The organism is Phytoactinopolyspora endophytica, from assembly GCF_004138495.1.
In the GTDB taxonomy this organism is placed as follows: Bacteria; Actinomycetota; Actinomycetes; order Jiangellales; family Jiangellaceae; genus Phytoactinopolyspora; species Phytoactinopolyspora endophytica.
Map to the genome: position 1 here is coordinate 132,511 of NZ_ML142856.1, position 1,690 is coordinate 134,200.

Annotated in this window: 2 protein-coding genes; both read right to left on the bottom strand. The window is 65.7% G+C overall.

The window, feature by feature from the left end; all coding sequences use genetic code 11:
* Window positions 1-61: 61 nt before the first annotated feature.
* Window positions 62-1,117: an ABC transporter substrate-binding protein gene (locus ELR45_RS16885; RefSeq protein WP_129667445.1), complete on the bottom strand. Its 1,056-nt coding sequence runs from the start codon at window positions 1,115-1,117 to the stop codon at window positions 62-64.
* Window positions 1,114-1,690: ABC transporter ATP-binding protein (locus tag ELR45_RS16890; RefSeq protein ID WP_165367854.1), on the bottom strand; the 577-nt coding region annotated here is incomplete at its 5' end. The genes ELR45_RS16885 and ELR45_RS16890, both read right to left, overlap by 4 nt.

Sequence of the window (1,690 nt, forward strand, 5' to 3'; positions counted from 1 at the left end):
ACCGCCCTGGCCGCGCAGCGGCTTCCCATCGTGCCGAGCCCGAGGACTCCGATCTGCTTGGTCATCCCTGTTCCTTCCATTCGGCGTACGCATCCAGGTAGATATCGGTGTCGACGAACTGGTTCGGCTCGACGAACTCGTCGATCCCGCCGAGCTCGACGAAGATCTGTTCCACGTCGCCGATGCTGGCCTCGAGATCGCCGGAGGAGTACTTCTGCGCCCACGTGTCGTTGGCGTACAGCTTCGCGAACTCGAACTGGCGCAGCGTGTCCTCGAGCTCCTGGTTGTCGGCGTAGGCGGCGTCGTGCACCGTCGTCATCGCGGCGCTGGTGTCGTCCAGCAGCTGGTCGTTGATGTCGAGCCATGCCGTCGTGAGCTGGACGAGGGTCCCGCGCTCGGCTTCGTAGAAGTCGTCGTTGGCCACCCAGCCACCGATGATCGACGATTCCGGGTAGTAGTCCTGAGCAGAGCTGATCAGCTCGGCCTCGGGCATCTCGTCCTTCACGGTCTCGTCGAACGGCACCCACAGCACGACGGCCGGGACCTGCCCGGAGACGAACGCCGTGACGGCCGACGGCATGTCGGCGTTGGCGACCCTGACCTCATCCGGGTCCACACCTTCCTGCTCCAGCGCGTTGTGGAGATACACGTGTGCTGTCGTGCCGGTGGCGGTGATGACCTGCTCGCCGGCGAGATCCTCGACGGACCGGATCCCCGACCCCGGCGCGGCCCACAGCTGCGCCGTGTCGAACTCCACGTCATTGGCGAGGAAGACCTTCCCAGTCCCCTGTGCTGGGAAGTTCGACAGCACCGCCCCCATGATCGCGACGTCGACCGAGCCACCGGACAGGGCTTGGCTGAGCGCCGTACCGGTGTCGAACTCCACCGGTTCCAGCTTCAGCCCATGTTCTTCGAATGTCTCCTCCTCTATGCCGAGCCACATGTGCGAGTCGACGGCGACGGTGTGCAGGTATCCCACCTTGACGACGGTCAGACCGTCGTCGCTCGTCGTCGGACTGCTGCTCTCCAACGCGCACGACGGCAACAGGACGGCACAGGCGACGGCGGCCACCGCCGCGATCACCGAGCGCATGTTCCACATCCTCGACATCATCATCGGGTGCCCTCCATCGACTCGGAGCGCAGAAGTTCCTCCAGGTGACGCCGCAGTTCCACGAACTGCGGCGACAGCCGCGTCTCGGCCGACCGAGGCGCCGGTATGCCGACGTCGACGACCTCACGCACACACGTCGGGCGCGCGCTGAGCACCACCACCCGGTTGGACAGGAAGATCGCCTCCTCGACGCTGTGCGTGATGAATAACGCGGTGCGGCGCTCGGTCAGCTGGGTTTCATGCAGCAACTCCTGCATCCGCTCACGTGTCTGCGCGTCGAGCGCGGCGAACGGCTCGTCCAACAGCAGGACGCGGGGATCGGTGGCATAGGCCCGGGCGATGGCGACGCGTTGCCGCATTCCGCCCGACAGCTCCTTCGGATACGCCGATGCGAAACGCTCGAGGCCCATGAGCTCGAGATACCGGCGCACCACCTTCTTCCGGTCCGCTTTGGGGCGCCTGTTGACCCGTAGCGTCAGTCCGTATTCGATGTTCTTCGCCACGGTGAGCCACGGGAAGATCGCGTACTGCTGGAACACGACGCCCCGAGACGGGTGCGGGCCGTCGACAACGGCG